The sequence below is a fragment of the Shewanella sp. Sh95 genome, from assembly GCF_001308045.1.
GTDB lineage: Bacteria > Pseudomonadota > Gammaproteobacteria > Enterobacterales > Shewanellaceae > Shewanella > Shewanella xiamenensis.
The window spans coordinates 1-18,194 of sequence record NZ_LGYY01000230.1 but is presented as its reverse complement, the minus strand read 5'-3'; the positions used below and the strand labels follow the sequence as shown (position 1 = coordinate 18,194).

General features: G+C 47.3%; 19 protein-coding genes. 15 read left to right on the top strand and 4 right to left on the bottom strand.

Annotated elements, in window-relative coordinates; all coding sequences use genetic code 11:
- Positions 1-110 precede the first annotated feature (110 nt).
- From AEA42_RS16775 to AEA42_RS16755, 5 genes are all read left to right on the top strand, one after another.
- Positions 111-500, top strand: a complete 390-nt coding sequence (locus AEA42_RS16775; RefSeq protein ID WP_156312361.1) for a GNAT family N-acetyltransferase — start codon at positions 111-113, stop codon at positions 498-500.
- Between the two features lie 149 nt (positions 501-649).
- A complete protein-coding gene (locus AEA42_RS16770; RefSeq protein WP_011622004.1) occupies positions 650-859 on the top strand; it encodes a DUF3820 family protein in 210 nt (69 codons plus the stop codon).
- 127 nt (positions 860-986) lie between these two features.
- Positions 987-1,289, top strand: coding sequence for a hypothetical protein (locus tag AEA42_RS16765; protein WP_011622005.1), 303 nt, complete (start codon positions 987-989; stop codon positions 1,287-1,289).
- 168 nt (positions 1,290-1,457) lie between these two features.
- Positions 1,458-1,979, top strand: coding sequence for a GNAT family N-acetyltransferase (locus AEA42_RS16760; RefSeq protein ID WP_156312360.1), 522 nt, complete (start codon positions 1,458-1,460; stop codon positions 1,977-1,979).
- 63 nt (positions 1,980-2,042) lie between these two features.
- Positions 2,043-2,573 carry a GNAT family N-acetyltransferase gene (locus AEA42_RS16755; RefSeq protein WP_037429406.1) on the top strand — a complete coding sequence of 177 codons (531 nt, stop codon included), beginning with the start codon at positions 2,043-2,045 and terminating at the stop codon, positions 2,571-2,573.
- Positions 2,574-2,678: 105 nt separating this feature from the next.
- On the opposite strand, the gene AEA42_RS16750 is transcribed toward AEA42_RS16755, so the two are convergent.
- Complete coding sequence (locus AEA42_RS16750) at positions 2,679-3,374, bottom strand: pirin family protein (RefSeq protein WP_055648338.1); 696 nt, start codon at positions 3,372-3,374, stop codon at positions 2,679-2,681.
- A 10-nt stretch (positions 3,375-3,384) separates the two neighbouring features.
- On the bottom strand, positions 3,385-3,828 hold the full coding sequence (locus AEA42_RS16745; RefSeq protein ID WP_055648337.1) for a DoxX family protein: 444 nt from the start codon (positions 3,826-3,828) through the stop codon (positions 3,385-3,387).
- A 164-nt stretch (positions 3,829-3,992) separates the two neighbouring features.
- Between AEA42_RS16745 and AEA42_RS16740 the strand changes: the two genes are divergently transcribed.
- Positions 3,993-4,886 carry a LysR substrate-binding domain-containing protein gene (locus AEA42_RS16740; RefSeq protein WP_037420707.1) on the top strand — a complete coding sequence of 298 codons (894 nt, stop codon included), beginning with the start codon at positions 3,993-3,995 and terminating at the stop codon, positions 4,884-4,886.
- A gap of 108 nt (positions 4,887-4,994) precedes the next feature.
- Here the strand turns inward: AEA42_RS16740 and AEA42_RS16735 are convergent, their stop codons facing one another.
- Entirely contained in the window at positions 4,995-6,746 is a 1,752-nt protein-coding gene (locus tag AEA42_RS16735) for a bifunctional metallophosphatase/5'-nucleotidase (RefSeq protein WP_055648336.1), read from the bottom strand.
- Positions 6,747-6,841: 95 nt separating this feature from the next.
- Positions 6,842-7,933, bottom strand: a complete 1,092-nt coding sequence (locus AEA42_RS16730; protein ID WP_037424927.1) for a hemolysin family protein — start codon at positions 7,931-7,933, stop codon at positions 6,842-6,844.
- Between the two features lie 144 nt (positions 7,934-8,077).
- Here AEA42_RS16730 and AEA42_RS16725 point away from each other — a divergent pair, with 144 nt between their 5' ends.
- The 9 genes from AEA42_RS16725 (at position 8,078) to AEA42_RS16685 (ending at position 17,920) form a co-directional block, all read left to right on the top strand.
- Positions 8,078-9,199: a bifunctional tRNA (adenosine(37)-C2)-methyltransferase TrmG/ribosomal RNA large subunit methyltransferase RlmN gene (locus tag AEA42_RS16725; RefSeq protein ID WP_011622013.1), complete on the top strand. Its 1,122-nt coding sequence runs from the start codon at positions 8,078-8,080 to the stop codon at positions 9,197-9,199.
- Between the two features lie 32 nt (positions 9,200-9,231).
- Positions 9,232-10,020 (top strand): type IV pilus biogenesis/stability protein PilW, encoded by a 789-nt coding sequence (pilW, locus tag AEA42_RS16720; protein ID WP_037420698.1) that lies wholly within the window; start codon positions 9,232-9,234, stop codon positions 10,018-10,020.
- Positions 10,017-11,141 (top strand): RodZ domain-containing protein, encoded by a 1,125-nt coding sequence (locus AEA42_RS16715; protein ID WP_055648335.1) that lies wholly within the window; start codon positions 10,017-10,019, stop codon positions 11,139-11,141. The genes pilW and AEA42_RS16715 overlap by 4 nt, the downstream gene beginning before the upstream one ends.
- 42 nt (positions 11,142-11,183) lie before the next feature.
- Positions 11,184-12,299: a flavodoxin-dependent (E)-4-hydroxy-3-methylbut-2-enyl-diphosphate synthase gene (ispG, locus tag AEA42_RS16710; RefSeq protein WP_037420691.1), complete on the top strand. Its 1,116-nt coding sequence runs from the start codon at positions 11,184-11,186 to the stop codon at positions 12,297-12,299.
- Positions 12,300-12,457: 158 nt separating this feature from the next.
- On the top strand, positions 12,458-13,735 hold the full coding sequence (gene hisS / locus AEA42_RS16705) for a histidine--tRNA ligase (protein ID WP_055648334.1): 1,278 nt from the start codon (positions 12,458-12,460) through the stop codon (positions 13,733-13,735).
- Between the two features lie 12 nt (positions 13,736-13,747).
- Positions 13,748-14,368: a tetratricopeptide repeat protein gene (locus AEA42_RS16700; protein ID WP_055648333.1), complete on the top strand. Its 621-nt coding sequence runs from the start codon at positions 13,748-13,750 to the stop codon at positions 14,366-14,368.
- A gap of 11 nt (positions 14,369-14,379) precedes the next feature.
- Positions 14,380-15,567, top strand: coding sequence for an outer membrane protein assembly factor BamB (gene bamB, locus AEA42_RS16695; protein ID WP_037424915.1), 1,188 nt, complete (start codon positions 14,380-14,382; stop codon positions 15,565-15,567).
- 79 nt (positions 15,568-15,646) lie between these two features.
- A complete protein-coding gene (gene der, locus AEA42_RS16690) occupies positions 15,647-17,113 on the top strand; it encodes a ribosome biogenesis GTPase Der (RefSeq protein ID WP_037420678.1) in 1,467 nt (488 codons plus the stop codon).
- A gap of 513 nt (positions 17,114-17,626) precedes the next feature.
- On the top strand, positions 17,627-17,920 hold the full coding sequence (locus tag AEA42_RS16685) for an FAD-dependent oxidoreductase (protein WP_055648332.1): 294 nt from the start codon (positions 17,627-17,629) through the stop codon (positions 17,918-17,920).
- The last annotated feature ends 274 nt before the right edge of the window (positions 17,921-18,194 follow it).

Genomic DNA, 18,194 nt, shown 5'->3' with positions numbered 1-18,194 from the left:
TTGGAGGTACTCAGGCGGCCTGATTATCAAATCACGGAGAAAGAATTGCTGGCGGCCTGGGTATTATTCGCCAATCAGTTGCTCAAATATGGCTATGCTATGGCTGATTTATGAGGGGATCCTTCAGGGCTGGGTATCCTTCTATCGGCGTTGAGATGGCTGATGGGCATCCGTTACAGCCTTTATATTGGGTATCTATTCGCTTAACGAGTGATCAGTCAAAAAATACCTGCGCGATAGTGGCAACAGCCTGCGTATATGGTGATAAGGCTAACCATCTGGCGATTGAGGATTTTATTGTTTTACCTGAATACCGGCATGTAGGGCTGGCAAAAATAATGTTAGAGCGAGTCATGACTTTTGTTGATGAGCATGCGAGTCAAGGAACTTGTGTGAGCATTAACGCCCACGGAGAAGAAGAACGACTCTGTATTGAGTACGGTTTTGAGTATTCACATTGTGCGAATCTTGGACCGAATCTGCGTAAAATCTACGCTTGATGCCGTATCAACTCAGGGTAAGCCTGCTGTTTGCTCTGAGTTTATCCCTCCCTTAGTCGTTCTCAGCTTGTATTAGCCATAGGCATTCATTGGGTATTAGGGTAGCATCCTCAATCTAGTTTTCTGTCTGAGTTCAAGCTAATACTGTCATGGATCAACAACAGCTTATCGATGCCGTAAATCAGGTCATGCCCTTTGGTAAATATGCTGGCCGCCGCTTACTCGAATTGCCTGAACCCTATCTTGTGTGGTTTCATCAACAAGGTTTTCCAAAGGGAAAATTAGGGGAGCAGTTAGCGCTGATTTATGAGGTAAAACTCAATGGCCTTGAGGGCATGTTAAAACCGCTATTGAAATGAGTTCCCTAGCTGGAGATAAAAATCCTACTTTTGCGATAAGTGTTGTATTTCGTGATAGAGATTGGCGATTTATTACCTATGGCATGTTTTAATGCTGCATATTAGTAAAACACAAGGAACAAAAGGCATGATGGCAAAATTGGTAAAATTAGCTGCTGTAGCAACATTAGCGTTAGGTATGTCAAGTGCTTGGGCACAGGGCGTAGTTCATGAAGGTACTGTGGTTGATACTATGAATGGTGGCGGCTACACCTATGTTCAAATTAAAGAAGCTGACAACACGTTTTGGGCCGCTGGCCCAGAAGCTGAAGTCAAGAAAGGTGACAAAGTAGCTGTGGTTGAGCAAATGTGGATGAACCAGTTCACCAGCAAAACCTTAAACCGCACCTTCGACAAGCTGTTGTTTGTTGGTCAAATCGAGAAGAAATAATCGATGTCTTAGCAACATTCATGTTGCAATGAGTTCCTAAACCGCCTCGCCTTGTTCGAGGCGGTTTTGTTTTCAGCGGTGTTCGGCTTAAATAAACGTCAACGCTATCACTTCTCAATAAATAACTGCAAAATACGGCAAATACTCGCAATGATATTTGAGCATACCGTGCCAACGTCTAACCAAACTAACGAGAAAATTGAAGTCGTCGCTTATCAGCGTTGCTATGCAAGTGCGGTCAGTCAGCTTTTTCATCACTGTGTTCATCAAATACAGCATGAGCGTTATACTACTGCGCAGTTAAATGCCTGGTCACCCTCGCCCCGTTCCAGTAAACATTGGCATTTACGTTTAAGTCGTTCCCAAGCTTGGATTATTTTGGTGACAGATGCGCTGAGCTTAACTAAGATTTGTGCAGGTTTTATCAATGTTGAAACGGATTTTCGCCATAGGGGATATATCGATAGTTTGTATATTCATCCTAATTGGCAGCGCTGTGGACTCGGTGAACTGGCTATCAGACAGTTAGAGCAATGGGCGAGGAAGCAAGGTTACAGCCAATTAAGTGCCGATGCTTCTTATCTTTCCCGTGGGCTGTTTATTAAACTCGGATTCGTCCAACAGCAACGCAGCTATCAACAAAAACTGGGCCAAGTGTTGCCGAGTTTTTATATGACTAAAAAACTCTAACTGAATGGGAATGCACTGCCTGTGTGCCCATTGGTCATGATTAACCCATAGGAGTGGACTCCAATGCAGATACGCTTATTTTCTCCTGCGGACGTGGCGCAGGTGGCGGCGGTATTTAACGCCAGTGTTATGGAGGGCGCACAGGAATATTACTCGCTGACAGAACGTTTAGCGTGGGCGCAAAATCAAGGTGAGGCACGCAGCGATGCCTACTGGCTGGCCAAGTTAGAAGATACAACCACTTGGGTTGCACTTGAAGACGATAAGCTGGTTGGTTTTATCAGTTTAAGGTTGTGCCCCGATAAAGAGCTTGATTGCTTAGTCGGCGAAGTTGATTGTCTGTTTGTTCATCCTGAATATGGTCGTGCTGGTGTAGCGACACATTTATACTTGGCACTACTCGAAGAGGCGAAAAGGCTAAACCTTAAAAGACTCACAGTTGAAGCCTCCTATCAGGCGCGGCCTTTCTTTGAAAAACAGGGCTTTAATTGCATTCGCCGTAATGAACTACGCCGCTATCTCACCGCTGAAGACAAACAAAACGACAGGGCGCAGGTGTTAGTGAACTTTAGTTTGATCATGTCCTTATCATAGGTTTGCGCTTGAAGAGACAATTCTGTTTTAGCCATACACCATACACAGAGTAATAAAAAACCGCCTCGTTTCCTTGGCGGTTTTTTTATTGGTCAGTAAGCATCATCAGGCTAAGTCAAACACTAGTGCTGTGACTGGGCTGTCAGTGGCGCTAAATCTAACCACTTCTTCGGCGGTGATATGCGCGCCATCTCCCGGCGTGAGTACTTGGTCATTGACCTTAAGCGTACCTTCCACCAGTTGCACATAGAGCTGACGCTGCGGCTTAAGCTGCGGCATATTCACTTGCTCTTGCGGTGCCAGCATAAGGCGATATAAGGTCGCATCCTGCTGTACTTTCAAGGTGCCATTTTCACCCGTTGGGGTGACCACGGCGGTCAGCGCCGAGGTTTGCTCGAAGGCCTTTTGCTGATAACCCGCATCAATGCCTAAGGTGTCTGGTTGGATCCAGATCTGCAAAAAGTGCAGTGGCTCAGTGTTTGATGCATTAAACTCGCTGTGATAAATCCCTTTACCAGCAGACATTAACTGAAACTCACCCGCTGGTAAGGTCTTAATATTACCGAAGCTGTCCTTATGGGCTATGGTGCCTGAAATCACATAACTGATGATTTCCATGTCTTTATGGCCATGAGTTTCAAACCCCGCGTTCGGCGCGACTCTGTCATCATTAATGACTCGTAGGGAAGACACACCCATATGCCGCGGATCGTAGTAACTTGCGAACGAGAAGGTATGTTGACTCTTTAACCAGCCTAAGTCTGCCTGCCCACGGTCCTGCGCTTTACGTATACGGATCATCGTTAACTCCTTATTTTAAGCGTGCGGCTAACAGGTTGTCGGCACTCAGTTTACCTGCACCTGACACGGCCAGAGATACCGTAGCGGCTAACAGGGCTAAACCAAATTCATAACCGTTATTGCTAAGGAACAGACCGTTACCAATGTGAACCGAGAAAATCGCGGCCACCATAGTAAAGGACAATACCAGTGCCGTTGCCCGAGTCAGTAAACCGATAATGATCAGCAAGCCACCAAAGAATTCGCTTGAACCTGCCATCAGCGCCATTAAGTAACCTGGTGTTAGGCCGATGGAGGCCATCCATTGTCCTGTGCCTTCTAAACCGTAGCCGCCAAACCAGCCGAAGAGTTTTTGCGAGCCGTGGGCCATGAGGATGATCCCGATAGGAATACGCAGGGCCAATGGGGCGAAACTTGGGGTAGAGGTCAGTAATTTTGTGATAAGTGCTTTCATGGGATGTTCCTTAATTCAAATTTTTTAACTGTGTCGTTAATGGGGTAGTCGGTCGAGATTTAGCGTCAATCTCTCCATTGGTTTACAGTCTAGACTTGACCTTTAAGGAAGAAAATCGGAACATTTTCAAAGTATATTTCAAAAAATTTGAATGTGGAGCACTTATGTTGCCAGTGATGAGTCTCGATGGATTGATAGTGCTAGATGCTATTGATAAGAAAGGCAGTTTTTCGGCTGCGGCTGAATCCTTATTCCGAGTGCCATCGGCGCTGACCTATACAGTGCAGAAATTAGAGAGCGATTTAGGGGTAAAATTATTTGAACGTAAGGGGCAGCGCGCCGAGCTGACCTTAGTTGGCCAACTGGTATTACGCCAAGGGCGGGAGATCTTAGCCGCCACTGCAAGGCTTGAAGAGGCGGTTCGGCAACTCGAAACGGGCTGGGAGTCGGCGTTAACCTTAGCCATAGACACTGTAGTGCCCGATTTACCACTGCTTAAACTAATTGCTGAATTTACCGAGTTAGGTAAACAGGTGACCATCAATATCACTGAGGAGTCATTGGGTGGCGGTTGGGATGCTCTGTATTCGGGCCGCGCCGATATTGCCATTGGGGTCACGGGGGAGTTACCTAAGGGGCAATATCACTTAGTTGAGATCGGTATGCTTGAATTCATCTTTGCCCTTGCGCCTCACCATCCCTTGGCGCAGTTTGACCATCCAATCCCGACCGAAGCCTTGTTGCAATTTCCCTCCGTGGTGGTGGCCGACAGCTCAACGGCGCTCGCGCAGCGCTCCAGTGGGTTATTTGATAGTCGACAAGTCATCCGCGTGCCGAACATGCAGACCAAGATTAAAGCGCAGCAACTTGGGCTAGGTGTAGGTTATCTTCCCAAGCATTTGATTCGCGAAGAACTCGCTTCAGGCGCATTGGTCGCGTGCAAGGTTGAGATCCCAAGACCGGCGCAGCCGGTGTTTCTGGCGTGGCGCAAGGGCAACCAAGGCAAGGCGCAGGCGTGGTTTGCCGAGCGTTTGCCCCATTGCGACTGGTTGTTTTAGTGAGGTGTAAAGAGCAAGTATTGATAGTGGATTGAGTGAATCACAGTACTTAACCTTTCGGCTAAGTACTGTGATTGATAAAGAGGATAGAGGTTTGTGGCAGTGCGCTTACACTGAACGCTTCAAATGGCTGGTGTAATGCACATGGGGTGAGAGCAAGTCCGCTAAATTGGGGTTGGGCGCCCGATTGAGGAAGCGAATAAAAGCCTGGGGTAGGGTGAGCGTCTCAATCGGCTCTTGCCAGCGTGCCTGTAACAGTGGGTGATAACCTTCTTTCCCCGCGGCGGTATAAGAGGTTGATACCCCCACATAGAGCGCATCGGGTTGCACTGGATACCAGAGTGATAATCCATCCTGCTGCATCATTTCTAGCTTGAATAAACGTTCCCCTAAGGGGCGTCTGCCATCGTAGTAATAACGCAATCCATAGGTATAGGGGAAGCTGCCAGCGCCTGTGCCGCGTACACTGTTATTGGTGGCGGCGTTAATCGCCGACTCCAGCGCCTGATACAGAAATTGGCCATGGATTTCGTATTTGACTAATGGCAGTTCGAAGGGCAGCAATTGGCCCAACACATCGGCGAGGGTCAGTCTGCCTTGAGCGACCGATTGCCTGACACCACCCGCATTATGCAGGGCAAAGTGGATGCGAGGGTCTTCAAGTTTAGCCTCTTGGAACATACTGCGACTTACCCAAGGCGCGATTTCACTGCCATGGGGCAGCGCCTTAGAAGGTAGTCTGGTGTGTACCAGATTCTTAGGCACTAGAGCTAAGACTTTGTTTTCCATCTCGGCAATCGCAGGGCGATAGATATCGTGGATCACGCCATGAATATCTTCATCGGCTTCATCCCACAATATATAGGGATGTTCATCAAAGCGTTGGCGCACGGCTTGATAGTCGGTGTCATCCACTTGCTCACTCGAACTCAACATAAACTGCTTATCGAGCATAAAGTAGTTGCCACCGCTTAAACTTATCGCGCGGCCAGCTTCATCAAACTCAACTTCGGCCAAACCTAAGGTTTCGGCGTATTTCCCTGCATGGACAATTGGCGTGCCATTGATGGTTTCGCCATAGGGAAGATTGCTTAACCCCAAGGCGCTAAAGTCGCCCTGTAGAGTATGGGTATGGCCGCCAACGATAAGGCTGATACCATCGACTTGTTCTGCGAGCCGTTTATCCTGATCTAAACCTAAATGACTCAGCACAATAATGTGCTTAATGCCTTTGGCATGCAGATGCGAGACGGTTCGCGCCGTGGTCGCAATCGCATCGACAAAGTGGGTATCGGGATCGGGTCTGGCAATGTCCTTCATCTGATCCAGAGTAATGCCGATGACGGCGAGCTTTTTGTCATAGAAGGGCTTTTCTAGGTAGCTGGCAAGCTGTGTTTTTTCATCATAGGCCAGAATATTCGCCACAGTACGCAGGTTACCCGGCTTGCGGATATCCTCTTGGCTCAAGTCCATATTCCCCGCCAGCAGCGGGAAATCGATTTGCTTGGCAAATTCGGCGAGCCGCGCATTACCTTCGTCAATATCGTGGTTGCCAATTACCATGGCATCGGGGGCAAGTAAATTCAGCAGATGGGCGTTGGCTTTACCCTTAAAATGGCTGAAATACAGTGTGCCTTGGAAACTGTCGCCCCCATGCAAAAATAAAAACGGGGTATTGCTTCGGATGGCTTGAACGCGCGCCTGGCTAATTTGATATCCCAAACGAGCATAACCACCGCTGTGGCTGGTAATATCTAAGGATTTAAGCCCAAGATTAAGGGAAAAATGTACGCGGCTAGGCTCAAAATTCGAATGGGTATCGTTGATGTGCGCGAGTGAGAGAGTGTATCTCTGTGTCATAACTTACCTCTTTTACGGCGGGAGATTATAACCTTCTCATCAAAAACAAGAAAGGGAGCTAAGCTCCCTTTACTTTGACAATGACTAAATCAAGATTAACCCGAGCGTGCTTCATCATCGTCGGCTGCGGCTTCGAAGTCGCCATCATCGGAGAGGCGAATGCCTTTTTGCTTCATGCGTTTGGTCCAGAGTTTACGCGCCAATTGCTGCATGTCGGTCGCGGGGTCATTCACATCGACAATCTCTAATCCCAGTAGCGACTCGATAATATCTTCTTGGGTCACAATACCTTGGCTACTGCCGTATTCGTCAACCACCATGGCAATTTGGGTGTTGCGCTTAATCATCCGCTCAAATAACGGCAGGATTTTGGCCGTTTCGGGTACGACAAACAGGCTACGCTTGAGTTCGCCAATTGGCGCGTCAGGAGTATAACGCTCAGCCAGCAACACATCGGTGCGGGTGATATAGCCGATAATATCGTCGTGGTCCTGATCGTATACCGGAATACGCGTAAAAGGCTTGTCACGATATTCTTGCACAAACTCATTTTGCGTCAGTGAAATAGGCAAAGAGAACATCACGGTGCGCGGCGTCATAATCGCGGTAACGGGCACATCACGCACCTTAAGCATTTGGGTCAAAATCTTGGATTCTTGTTCGTCTAACTCACCGGATTCTTGACCGATTTTGGCCATCGCGCTCATTTCTTGGCGAATATATTGGCCTTCTTCACCTTTACCTAGCAGGCGAGTCACTTGCTGCGACATCCAAATTAATGGCTGGGTAGCACGCTTCATCCACGTAATGGCAATCGATACGCTTGGGGCTAAACGGCGCCAGTGGTTGGCTCCGACAGATTTAGGAATAATCTCTGAGAAGAACAGAATAATAAAGGTTAACACTCCGGAGAAAACGCCGAGCATATCATCCCCAAAGACCTTAGCGGCTTGCGCACCAGCAACGGCGGCACCTACGGTATGGGCAACAGTATTGAGGGTCAAAATAGACACCAATGGCGCTTCGATGTTCTCTTTCAGTTTACGCAACCTTGTCGCCGCAGCACTGTCAGTTTGTTCGAGCGTAGCGATATAACTAGGGGTAACCGAGAGCAACACAGCTTCGAATACACTGCACAGAAAAGAAACTGCAACAGCGACAAGCACTATAATGATGAGGGTTAACATATTGGTGGTATTACAACTCCATAATTTAGGCCAACATTGACCCTCGGCGATTCTAGCATAGGAGAATGGAGTTGCTGGCTAAAATTTTTCTGCGTCTGTATAATTCGCCGCCCTGTTGCAGGTTTTGGTGTTGAGGTTAGTCCTATGAGTGAAAAAAAGATCAATTTATTAGACCTTGATCGTAAAGCGATGCGGGCATTATTTGCCGATCTGGGTGAGAAGCCTTTCCGTGCCGATCAGCTGATGAAGTGGATCTATCATTTCGGTGTCAGTGACTTCGAAGAGATGACTAACATCAACAAAGTGTTACGCCAAAAACTGGCGGCGCGCTGTGAGATTGTGGCGCCCGAGATTTCCAGCTATCAAAAATCCGCCGATGGCACCATTAAGTTCGCCATCCATGTCGGTGAAGGCCAAGAGGTCGAAACTGTTTATATTCCTGAAGATGACCGCGCTACCTTGTGTGTGTCGTCCCAAGTGGGCTGTGCCCTCGAATGTACTTTCTGCTCTACGGCGCAGCAAGGCTTTAACCGCAACCTAACTGTCTCTGAAATTGTTGGCCAAATTTGGCGTGTTTCGCATTTCTTAGGATTCGCGAAAGATACTGGCGAGCGCCCCATTACCAACGTGGTGATGATGGGGATGGGTGAGCCTCTACTTAACCTTGCTAACGTGATCCCTGCAATGGACATCATGCTAGACGATTTTGGCTTTAGTCTGTCAAAACGTCGCGTAACGCTATCGACCTCAGGCGTTGTTCCAGCATTAGACAAATTAGGTGATGCCCTCGATGTCGCATTAGCCGTGAGTATCCACGCGCCAAACGATGAGCTGCGCGATATTCTGGTTCCGGTGAATAAAAAGTATCCACTGCAGGAGTTTCTTGCAGGGATCCGCCGTTACATCGCCAAATCTAACGCTAACCGTGGCCGTGTCACCGTGGAATATGTGATGCTCGATCACATCAACGACAGTACCGAACAAGCCCATGAATTAGCACAATTAATGAAGGATACCCCCTGTAAGGTAAACCTTATTCCGTTTAACCCATACCCAGGTTCACCCTATGGCCGTTCGTCAAACTCGCGCATCGACCGTTTTTCGAAAGTGTTAATGGAATATGGCTTAACCGTGATTGTGCGTAAGACCCGTGGTGACGATATTGATGCCGCCTGTGGACAGCTGGCAGGGGATATTCGCGATCGAACCAAGCGTTTAGCAAAAAAACGCATGCAAGAAAATCAGATTTCGGTCACAATGAATTAACTCTTTGTTTGCACAGATTTATAGGCTTGCCCATGAAGCATGGATTGTCAGGGTTTTCATTAGCAATAGCCCTGTCATTATTAGTGACAGGATGCGTAACTGAGCGTACCTATTCAGGGACTGATATTCCGGTGTCGGAGCGAAAACTGGATAAAGTTGCCGCTGCGCGGGAGCGTATGCAGCTCGGTTTAACCTACCTTAATCGAGGTAACTCGGAACAAGCCAAGTATAATCTTGATAAAGCAATCGAATATGCGCCAGAGCTCGAAGATGTGCATGTGGCAATGGCTTATTACTATCAAACCGTAGGCGATTTAGTACGTACCGAACAGGCGTATCAGGACGCTATCAATACTAAGGACGCCTCTGGCGATTCCATGAATAACTTTGGGGTGTTTTTGTGCCAACAAAAGCAATACGAAAAAGCTGAAAAAATGTTTTTGGCTGCAATAGAAATGCCCAAATATACGCGTACCGCATCCAGTTATGAAAACTTAGGTCTTTGCAGCAGAGACGCGGGACGAGCAGAAAAGGCACGACAGTATTTTCAGATGGCGTTAAAGTATGACCCGAGACGCTCGGTGTCTTTACTGGAGCTGGTTGAGCTTGGGATAGATAAAGGTGATTATGTTGATGCGCGTAACCAGTTAGCGCGTTACCACCAAGTTGCGGCCCAGACTCCAGAGAGTTTAACGCTCGGAATAAAAATTGAGCAGGCGTTGAATGATGATGCTGCCATGAAACGATTTGGCATTTTATTGCTTGCCAAATTCCCAGCATCGCCTCAAGCCAAGCAATATAGAGTTAATTTGCATCAATGAAAGATAACGAAATGAACGCGTCAGTAGAACCAGTGACAACAGAAGAAGCTGAGTCGACGCCTAATGTAACGCTCGGAAGCGTACTCAAAACAGCTCGTGAGCAGATGGGCTTGAGCATTGCGGAGACAGCTGTGAAGCTGCATTTGCGGCCTGGTATTGTTGAAAATCTCGAAGCCGATGATTTTTCAAATATTGCCTCATCAACCTACGTACGCGGATACGTTAAAAATTATGCGCGTATGCTTGGGGTCGACAACACGCTCATCGAAGCCTGTCTCGCAAGGCAGGTGCCCTATGTAACACAGCCTGCGATGCAAAGTTTTTCCCGTAAGACCACTTATCAAGCTCGTGACACTAAATTAAAGTGGCTGAGCTTTTTTATTGTCATCGTGTTGCTCGGTCTGTTTGTGCTTTGGTGGATGCAACGAACGACGCTAGTGACTCATGTCGATATTTCAAAACCAACCGCTGAAGAGTTAGCCGCGGCGAATCAAACCTTGCCGGGTGATGTTTTGCTCACCGAAACGGATGCGAGTGCACGTTTGAGTGAGATCGCGGTCAACGGTTCAATGGCGACCGATGGTCCAGTAAAAGATACTGATGCTAGTACTATTGACCCGAATATCAGTGATATGGCAGCAATGGAAGCTGGGCAGGTGTCTGCCAATTCGACAGTCAATGCGAGTGAGCCTAATACTCCCCCAAGTGCATCAGGTGCGGTGCAAACGGCAGGGGTGACTGCGCAAAACACGCTTTCTACACAAAATTCTTCTGCAACAAACGCAGCGGCTCAAAATGTACCAACAGCCAGCGCGCCGGTGAACAGTGCCACGCCAGCGGCTTCGAGTGAACAAACCATGCCTGTGGTTGCTGGACAATCCAATATCAATATTCAACTCACGGGTGATTGCTGGATCAACATCGTCGATGCCAAGGGCAAAGCGATTGTTGATGGGGTCCGAGGTGCTGGCGCAACTATTCAAGCCAGTGGTGTGCCTCCGTTTAAAGTGATCTTAGGCGCGCCGACTGTTGTGTCTAGTTTTACGGTTGATGGTAAAGCCATCAGTCTTGCTGAATTTCCTAAGGGTCGTGTTGCGCGTTTGACTATCCCACAGGCTTAAGTCTCACGCTTAACGCAGAGTACCGAAAAGAGCGTATTGAGTATGTATAACGAAACACCCATTAAGAGACGTCCTTCAACCCGCATTTATGTGGGCAATGTACCCATTGGTGATGGTGCACCGATTGCAGTGCAGTCAATGACCAACACTAAAACGACTGATGTTGAGGCGACCATTGCCCAAATTCGCGCCTTAGAAAAAGTGGGTGCCGACATTGTGCGTGTCTCTGTGCCGACCATGGACGCGGCCGAGGCTTTTAAAGTGATTAAGCAATCGGTGTCAGTGCCCTTGGTTGCCGATATCCACTTCGATTACCGTATCGCCTTAAAAGTGGCGGAATATGGGGTGGACTGTTTGCGTATCAACCCAGGCAATATCGGTAACGAAGAGCGTATCCGCAGTGTGGTGGAGTGCGCCCGCGATAAAAACATTCCAATTCGTATCGGGGTTAATGGTGGTTCATTAGAGAAAGATCTGATGGACAAATACAAAGAACCTACGCCAGAAGCCCTGCTCGAATCGGCCATGCGCCATGTGGACATTCTCGACCGTTTGAACTTCGACCAATTTAAGGTCAGCGTAAAAGCCTCCGATGTGTTCTTAGCGGTAGAATCCTATCGTTTATTGGCTAAGCAAATTCGTCAGCCATTGCATTTAGGTATTACCGAAGCGGGTGGTGCCCGTGCCGGTGCGGTGAAATCAGCCGTCGGCTTAGGCATGCTGCTTGCCGAAGGCATTGGTGATACGCTGCGTATTTCCTTGGCGGCCGATCCGGTGGAAGAAATCAAAGTCGGCTTTGATATTCTAAAGTCACTGCGTATCCGTAGCCGTGGCATTAACTTTATTGCGTGTCCTTCTTGCTCACGTCAAGAGTTCGATGTGATCAGCACAGTAAATGAGTTAGAACGCCGCCTTGAAGATGTGACGACCGCGATGGATGTGTCGATCATCGGCTGTGTGGTCAATGGCCCAGGTGAAGCCTTAGTGTCGCACATTGGCTTAACGGGTGGTCATCGTAAGAGTGGTTACTACGATGAAGGTGAGCGTCAAAAAGAGCGTTTCGACAATGATAACCTAGTCGATTCCCTCGAAGCTAAAATTCGCGCCAAGGCGAGCCAAATGGCTAACCGCATCCAAGTGAAAGACACTACTGAGTAACAACCGCAGCCGAATAACCTCATAGGTTAAGCGTTATAAAAACATTCAAGGCTTGAGCTAGACCTCGAAACTGACGGGGTCATTTTACGTTTAGTGTTGAACAGCCTATAATGCCTGACATTTTTTATTAATTTAGCGAAATCGGACGAGTCGATACAGTGGCAAAACAGATCCAAGCGATTCGCGGAATGAATGACATTCTGCCAACTCAAAGTCCTCTATGGCAAAAAGTGGAAGCGGTACTACGTTCAAGCGTTGCTGCTTATGGTTACAGTGAGATCCGCACTCCAATAGTGGAAAATACCGATCTTTTTAAACGCTCTATCGGTGAAGTGACTGATATTGTTGAAAAAGAAATGTATACCTTCGAAGACCGTAATGGCGATAGTCTGACATTGCGCCCCGAAGGTACCGCTTCGACTGTACGTGCCGGCAATGAGCATGGCCTGCTCTATAACCAAGAACAACGTTTGTGGTACATGGGCCCCATGTTTCGTCATGAACGTCCACAAAAAGGTCGTTACCGCCAATTCCATCAATTTGGTGTTGAAGTCTACGGTATTGGTAGCGCTGATATCGACGCCGAAGTGTTGATGTTATCTGCCCGTCTATGGGAAAAACTCGGCATTAGCGAGCATGTGACGCTTGAGCTGAACACTTTAGGCGATCCTGCCGAGCGCGCCGCCTACCGTGAAGCCTTGATAGCCTTTTTAGAGCAACATAAGGACAAACTAGACGAAGATAGCCAGCGCCGTATGTACAGCAATCCGCTGCGCGTATTGGACTCAAAAGATCCCCAAGTGCAAAGCATTTTAGGTGATGCGCCTGCGCTGATGGATTACTTAGGCGAAGAATCCTCACAACATTTTGCACAATTGCGTGAACTCCTCGACGCGGTTGGCATCCAATACCGAGTTAACCCGCGCTTAGTCCGTGGTCTGGATTACTACAATCGCACGGTTTTTGAATGGGTTACCAATAGCTTAGGCTCTCAAGGCACAGTACTTGCGGGCGGTCGCTACGATGGTTTAGTTGCTCAATTGGGCGGTAAAGATACGCCAGCCGTCGGTTTTGCGATGGGATTAGAGCGCATCGTTTTACTGCTTGAAACCTTAGAGCTGACCCAAGATATCCCAGCGGCTGTTGATGTGTATGTCGCGGCGATGGGGGATAGCTGTTTGGTTGAAGCCATTAAAGTGGCGCAGGAGTTACGCTCAGCATTGCCCACTCTGCGAGTCATGAGTCACTGTGGTGGTGGCAATCTGAAGAAACAAATGAAGCGTGCCGATAAAAGCGGCGCTCAAGTAGCCTTACTGATTGGCGAAGAAGAACTCGCCGAAGGTGTGGTTACCGTAAAATACTTACGCAATGACAACGAACAACAACGGGTCGCTCGAAATGCATTAAACGCATTTTTAGCTGAACTTAGCAAATAAGGGGACGTGCGCGTGGAAATTTATAGCACAGAAGAACAACAAGTTGATGCTATCAAACAGTTCTGGAAAGACTATGGAACCTCGATTGTTATCGGGGCGGTCGTTGGTTTAGGCGGCCTGTACGGTTGGAACTCTTATTCCGACATGAAAATCGTGAAGGCCGAAGAAGCATCACAGGCGTTCCAAACCTTAACCACCAAATCAAGCGATGAAGCGGCTATGATTGCTGGCGTGGCTGAGTTTTCGAAAAATTACGACCAAAAGGGCTATCAATCACTGCTAGACCTGATCGTTGCGAAAACAGCGGTGGAAGCAAAAGATTTTCCTAAGGCCGAAGAAGCTCTGAAGAAAGTGATTGCTGCTAAGCCAGGTGCCGGATTAGACACTATTGCAACATTGCGTTTAGCGCGTATTCAGGCTGAACAAGGTCAAGTTGACACTGCGTTAACCACGCTAGATCAAGTGACTGATAAGGCTTTTTTAGCACAACGTGAAGAACTGAAAGGTGACTTCTTTGTTCGTCAAGGCCAAGCCGATAAAGCGAAAACTGCTTATCAGGCAGCAATGGATAACGGCGGTGTTGTGACCAGCCCTGCACTTAAAATCAAACTTGATAACTTAAATCAAGCATAAGGGATCCCTTGATGAAGTCTTGGTGCAAGAACCTGCTAGCCGCTGGGTTAAGCCTAGCCATGTTATCCGCCTGTTCTTCTAGTGATGTGGAAGAAGAACCGGTAAGTGAGTTAACTGCGATTCAGGCGACAGTATTTCCTGAAGTAAGTTGGAGCGCCTCTGTAGGTGATGGTGTTGGTGATTATTACTCTCGCCTTACCCCTGCAGTTCGTTACGGTAAAATTTTTGCGGCCGACCGTTATGGTGAAGTCGTTGCTTTTGATGAAGCAACGGGTGAACAGGTTTGGAAAAAAGATTTTAGTGAAGAGTTCCGTGATAACGCCTTAGCCAAAAACAAAGGCGCACGTTTGGCCGCTGGTGTAACAGCGGCACGCAATAAGCTCTTTATCGGCGGTGAGAGTGGCCTTTTGGCTGCGCTGAATGCAGAAGACGGCCAAGTATTATGGCATGTGATTGCTGGTGGCGAATTGTTATCTAAGCCAACCGTGGCTGACGACGTCGTGGTGGTGAGCACCAGTTCAGGTTCATTTGAAGCCTATAACGTTGATACTGGCGCAAAACTGTGGGTTTATAACATGCAGTTGCCTAACCTGACGCTCCGAGGAACGGGTTCCGCAGCTTATGAAGCGGGTGGTTTCTTTATTGGTACCGCCGATGGCAAAGTGGCTGTTGTCGTCAAAAACAACGGTCAAGCTGCGTGGGAGCAAGCCATCTATAATCCTACAGGTGGCAATGAGTTTACCCGTATGGCCGATGTGGATATGACACCGTTGATCCTCGGCGATAACTTATATGCGGTGAGCTACAACGGTAACTTGGTGTCGATGGAACTGCGCACCGGACGGATTATTTGGACTCGTAAGTACTCAAGCTTCAATGAGTTAGCTACGGCGGGTTTAAGTTTGTTCTTGGTTGATGACCACAGTCGTATCTATTCAGTGGATAGACGTAACGGTTTAGAGTTGTGGAGCAACTCTGAGCTGGTCAATCGCACACTCACTTCACCAGAGGTATATAAAGACTATTTGGTCGTGGGTGATTTTGAAGGTTATCTGCACTTTATCGACCGTAGCACAGGCAGTATTGTCGGTCGTATCCAAGTGGACAGCTCTGGATTATTCAGCCAGCCATTAGTGGTGGATGATAAAATCTATGTGCAAGGTCGCAGCGGAAAGTTAGCTGTTGTAACACTTCCTTAGTTAAAAGTGTTATCCTTGTAGAGCCCCTGGAAGTGTGTTCCGGGGGCTTTTTATTGAAAAGTTTTTTAGAGGCGAAATCATGATCCCTGTAGTGGCCCTTGTTGGTCGGCCGAACGTCGGTAAATCCACCTTATTTAACCGCCTTACGCGTACGCGTGATGCGCTGGTTGCTGACTTTCCTGGCCTAACACGTGACCGTAAATATGGTCGAGCATTCTTATCCGGCTATGAGTTTATCGTGGTGGATACCGGCGGTATCGACGGCACTGAAGAGGGGATCGAAACTAAGATGGCCGAGCAGTCCCTTGCCGCTATCGAAGAAGCCGATGTTGTCTTATTTATGACCGATGCACGCGCGGGCTTAACCGCCGCGGATTTGTCTATCGCTCAGCATTTACGTAGTCGCCAAAAAACCACTTTCGTGGTGGCTAACAAGATTGACGGTATTGATGCCGATTCTGCCTGTGCTGAGTTTTGGTCGTTAGGTTTAGGTGAAGTCTACCAAATGGCTGCCGCCCAAGGTCGCGGCGTGACCAACATGATTGAGTACGCACTGACCCCTTATGCCGAAGCTATGGGCATTGAACGCCAAGGCGAAGAGGAAGAAGTCGACGAGCGTCAGTACACCGAAGAAGAAGCCGAAGCCGAGCAGAAACGTCTGCAGGATTTACCGATCAAGCTTGCGATTATCGGTAAGCCAAACGTGGGTAAATCGACACTGACTAACCGTATCTTAGGTGAAGAGCGTGTGGTGGTTTACGATGAGCCAGGCACCACTCGCGACAGTATTTACATTCCGATGGAACGCGATGGCCGCGAATACGTGATTATCGATACTGCTGGTGTGCGTCGCCGCAGTAAAGTCCATGAAGTGATTGAAAAGTTCTCGGTGATTAAAACCTTGAAAGCGGTTGAAGATGCTAACGTGGTGTTACTTATCATCGACGCCCGTGAAGGCGTTGCCGAGCAGGATTTAGGCCTATTAGGGTTTGCCCTAAACGCAGGCCGTGCGTTAGTGATTGCCGTTAACAAGTGGGATGGCATCGACCAAGGCATTAAAGACCGTGTTAAGAGTGAACTCGACCGTCGTTTAGGCTTTATCGACTTTGCCCGTATTCACTTTATTTCGGCGCTGCATGGCACGGGTGTTGGCCATCTGTTTGAGTCGATTGAAGAAGCTTACGACAGTGCGACTCGCCGCGTGAGCACCTCAATGCTGACCCGCATTATGCAAATGTCGCAGGATGACCATCAGCCACCATTGGTGAACGGTCGCCGCGTGAAACTGAAATACGCCCACGCCGGTGGTTATAACCCGCCAATCGTGGTTATTCACGGTAACCAAGTCAGCAAGCTACCGGATTCGTACAAGCGCTACATGATGAACTACTTCCGCCGTTCATTAAAAGTGGTCGGTACGCCAATCCAACTGCGTTTCCAAGAGGGTGATAACCCGTTTGAAAACAAAGTGGAAAAGCTGACCATGAGCCAAGAGCGTCGCCGTAAACGCGCCTTGAGTCATATTAAAGACCGCAAGGCAAAATAAGACTCAAACGAAAAACCGAGTCATTTATTTAAGTGAATCAATAGAAAAGGAACCCTAGGGTTCCTTTTTTTTAACTGAACGGTCATTAATAGCCTTAACACTTTCCAATAATTATTTGGAAATTAATATCAAATAATGTATTAGCTAATTCAGTAAATCTTTAAGTTACCCCTCTTGAACTGAAGAAATTATTTGCTGTTTACACTAAATTTTTGTCTGATGCTAAAAAATTAATCATCAATATTTATCTCACGACTTTTCCTATAGATAGATCTAGATCACGCTCAGATTATAAGAAAAACTTATGGACATAAATGGCGGTCGTTAGTCACATTAACAAATGTTTAATAAAAATAATATGCTCATACATCGTGATAATTGTTAGCCTATTTTAAATGTTGCTTACAAGATTATCGATTTTTTAATTAGCAGTAAAATTAATTCCAAAAATTAGATTTATTGCGATTTATTATTTCTATTAATTTATTTTTTGATTGTTAAATAGAATATTTAATGGGTGAGGGTATTATGGCCGGAAGAAGAGATTTCCTTAAGTTAGCAACAGGCATTACCGCCGCTATGGCATTTCCAATTAAAGCATCGAACGATAATTATGGAAGAGCTTGGGATAAAGAATTTGATATTATCATTATCGGCAGTGGTTTTGCTGGCCTGTCGGCTGCTTATTCAGCTCATAAAGCAGGAATAAAAAATATCATAGTGCTAGAAAAAATGGAGGCATTTGGTGGTAACTCAGCTATATGTGGTGGCTTGATGCTGAAGAATCCCCTGATGATTTACAAATAAATCATCAAATTAGGGTGGAAGCGCATCTTGTTGCATGATCAAATGGTTTCGCTAAAAACTACACTTGGACAACAAGATGCGCGAAGCCAATATCCTACAACATTCTTTACACCAATACTGCCCAGAACTTCACCTAAAACGATTAAACTGATCTGATCCAATACTTTTGGACACCACGCTAAGTGAGTAAAATGACTTAACGAGGTGAATATGACAACCCAAAAGACCCGCAAGACTCACACTGCTGAATTTAAAGCAGAAGCCCTTAAACTAG